We start from the raw sequence: 3573 nt of genomic DNA, 5'->3' as shown, positions 1-3573 counted from the left end.
AAAGTAGCATAGCCAAAAGAAAATATAGCAGAACTTAAAATATAAATGAGGTTGTGCCAACGTTTTGACACAACCTCTTTTTAATGTCTCAAATACCTCACCCCACGGAATGGAATTATTCGTCTTACGGAACGGATAAATATCCCTTCGCCCGCTATCCCGTATGAATAAAAATGCGAAAAGCAAAAGGAGTACAAACAAACCTGCATTTTCTACAAGCATTTTCTTTTTTCGTGGGATTAACAAAGATTTTTCATTATAGTGAAAAAAACGTTTGATACGGTTGAAAACTTTGTTTGATGTATATCAAAAAAATACCGCCCAGCCGAGAAATCATATTCCGGCAGGGCGGCTATATTTTCAATCAAAGACTGAGCTTATTTAATATCTCTCAACTCCCAGCCCAATGCACTGGCTCCCAGCACAGCAGCATCAGAGTCTTTCAGTTCGGACATCATCAATTTGGCCTTGCCCTTGTAAATCATCAGGATATTGTCATCGATAGCTTTCTGGATAGGCTTGAAGATGTAATCTCCGGACTTAGCCAACCCACCGAACAGAATAATTGCTTCGGGACTGGAGAAAGCAATGAAGTCTGCAATAGCCTCTCCCAAAATAGTACCGGTAAAGTCAAAAATATCCTGTGCCAGCTTGTCACCCTGAACGGCTGCATCATACACATCCTTAGAGGTGATGTTTTCGGCCGGAATGGAACGCAACAAACTCGGTTCGGTACGTGCAGTGAGGAACTCACGTGCAGTACGCGCCACACCGGTAGCCGAACAGTAAGTTTCCAGACAGCCGTGGCGACCGCATCCGCAGAGACGACCGTTTTCGCGACGTATGATAGTGTGTCCCAACTCTCCGGCAAAACCGTCGTGTCCGTATACCATTTGTCCGTTGATAACGATACCGCTGCCTACACCCGTACCCAGCGTTATCATGATGAAATCTTTCATACCGCGTGCAGCACCGTAGGTCATTTCACCGATAGCGGCGGCATTGGCGTCATTGGTCAGTGCCGTAGGGATGCCCAAACGTTCTTCAAACATGGCTGCCAAAGGAATTACTCCTTTCCACGGAAGATTCGGGGCAAACTCGATTGTACCGCTATAATAGTTGCCGTTAGGAGCACCGATACCGATACCTTTTATTTTATCAACACCGCCATTTGCGATAATCAGCGGAAGAAGATTCTTGCATACTTCGTCTACGTAATTGTCTGCCTCATCATAAGCTCCCGTCTTGATGGAACCACTTGCAAGAATAGTGCCACGTGCATCTACGATACCAAAGACGGTGTTCGTTCCGCCTATGTCAATCCCCACTACATAGGGTTTTTCCATGTTTGAATTCATGATATTTACTTTTTTGTTTAAAGGGTTAGTTATAACATTAATGGTTACAAATTACACAAAGAAAAACGACACTGCAAAATCTTTTTTTAAAAAACTTCACGTCAATTGCAACTTTTCGTCACATTGCTGCGTCTAATAGTTAAAATCAATAAGAACAAAGCTATAAACAGGAAAAACGTGATACAACTGAAAGACATCAACAAGACCTATAATAACGGAGCACCGCTACACGTACTCAAAGGCATCGACCTTGATATCCGAAAAGGAGAGTTCGTCTCTATTATGGGAGCGTCAGGCTCCGGAAAATCCACGCTCCTCAACATCTTAGGCATTCTGGACAACTACGATACAGGAGAATATTACCTGAACGGTACGCTTATCAAGAACCTGAGCGAAAACAAAGCCGCCGAATACCGCAACCGTATGATTGGCTTTATCTTCCAGTCATTCAATCTGATTTCCTTCAAGGATGCGGTAGAGAATGTGGCTCTTCCTCTCTTCTATCAAGGAGTAAGCCGCCGGAAGCGTAACGCTATGGCGTTGGAATATCTGGAACGCCTGGGGCTGAAAGAGTGGGCTCACCACATGCCCAACGAAATGTCCGGCGGACAGAAGCAGCGTGTAGCCATTGCCCGTGCATTGATTACCCGCCCCCAGATTATCCTTGCCGACGAACCGACCGGTGCTCTCGACAGCAAGACTTCCGTAGAGGTCATGCAAATTCTGAAAGACTTGCATGAAACGGGCATGACCATCGTGGTCGTAACCCACGAGAGCGGCGTTGCCAATCAGACAGACAAGATTATCCACATTAAAGACGGTGTGATAGGAAGCATTGAAGAGAACCTGAATCACGACGCATCGCCATTCGGCAAGGACGGTTTCATGAAATAACGGACACTGCCGCGTCATTACATTAATCTCCTATCGCTTTATAACATCACTTACAGTAATCATGATAGACCTTTGGCAAGAAATATACGGTACAATCAAGCGTAACAAGTTGCGCACGTTCCTCACCGGTTTTGCAGTGGCGTGGGGCATCTTTATGCTTATCGTACTGCTGGGAGCAGGCAACGGCATCATCCATGCTTTCGAACAAAACGCATCCGAACGCGCATTGAACTCCATCCGTCTGGGCGGTGGCTGGACCACCCAATCGTACGAAGGCTTGAAAGAAGGACGGCGTATCCAACTGGAAAACAAAGACCTCGCCGCAACCGAAAAATACTTTCCCGACAATATCATCACTGCCGGCGCCACCCTGCGGCAGGGAGATGTAAACATCAGCTTCGGACAAGAATACATCAATATCTCGCTGATGGGCGTACACCCGAACTACGTAGAGTCCGAAGCCATCAAGACCGCAAGCGGACGCTTTATCAACCGGAACGATGTGAAAGAACGGCGGAAAGTTATCATTCTTCATAAAAAGTCGGCAGAAATTCTTTTCGGAAAGTCACGTACGGAACCAGTCGGCCGGTTTGTCAATGCAGGCGGTGTAGCCTACCGGGTAGTCGGATTGTACGAAGACCAGGGAGACCAAAGCAGCCTGGCCTTTATCCCCTTCTCCACCATGCAAACCATCTATAACAAAGGCGATAAACTCAACAACATCATCTTTACCACCAAAAATCTGACGAGCGAAGCGGCCAACGAAACCTTTGAGAAAGAGTACCGTAAAGTCATTGCCGCCAACCACCGTTTCGACCCGGAAGATGAAGGCGCAATATGGATATGGAACCGCTTTACACAATACATACAGACACAGAACGTAGCCGGCTTGCTGCGTACCGCCATTTGGGTGATAGGTATTTTTACCCTGCTGAGCGGCATCGTAGGCGTATCGAATATCATGCTGATTACCGTCAAGGAACGCACACGCGAGTTTGGCATACGCAAAGCGCTGGGTGCAAAGCCTTTTTCCATCCTTCGGCTGATTATTGTAGAAAGCGTTACGATTACCACTTTTTTCGGCTACATCGGCATGGTGGCAGGCATCGGAGTAACGGAATGGATGAATTCCGCCTTCGGCACACAAACAGCGGATGCAGGTATGTTTCAAGCCAGGATGTTCTCGGACCCCACAGTGGATATCGGCATTGCCATACAGGCTACATTGACCCTGATTGTCGCAGGTACGCTTGCCGGATTCTTCCCGGCTAAAAAGGCGGTAAGCATCAGTCCCATCGAAGCACTTAGAGCAGATTAAACG

The 3573-nt window shown here is 46.9% G+C and carries 3 protein-coding genes; 2 read left to right on the top strand and 1 reads right to left on the bottom strand.

The features are described 5' to 3' along the window. Positions 1 to 377: 377 nt before the first annotated feature. Positions 378 to 1358 carry an ROK family protein gene (locus tag AB5903_RS22045; protein WP_005652421.1) on the bottom strand — a complete coding sequence of 327 codons (981 nt, stop codon included), beginning with the start codon at positions 1356 to 1358 and terminating at the stop codon, positions 378 to 380. A gap of 177 nt (positions 1359 to 1535) precedes the next feature. On the opposite strand from AB5903_RS22045, the gene AB5903_RS22040 reads away from it, so the two are divergent. Next, positions 1536 to 2252, top strand: a complete 717-nt coding sequence (locus AB5903_RS22040) for an ABC transporter ATP-binding protein (protein ID WP_034535873.1) — start codon at positions 1536 to 1538, stop codon at positions 2250 to 2252. A 61-nt stretch (positions 2253 to 2313) separates the two neighbouring features. After that, positions 2314 to 3570, top strand: a complete 1257-nt coding sequence (locus AB5903_RS22035; RefSeq protein ID WP_117941716.1) for an ABC transporter permease — start codon at positions 2314 to 2316, stop codon at positions 3568 to 3570. Positions 3571 to 3573: the final 3 nt, after the last annotated feature.

The organism is Bacteroides sp. 2201st1_D9_2201SCRN_220225 (assembly GCF_040928965.1).
In the GTDB taxonomy this organism is placed as follows: Bacteria; Bacteroidota; Bacteroidia; order Bacteroidales; family Bacteroidaceae; genus Bacteroides; species Bacteroides stercoris.
This window is presented reverse-complemented; position numbering and strand designations above follow the sequence as displayed.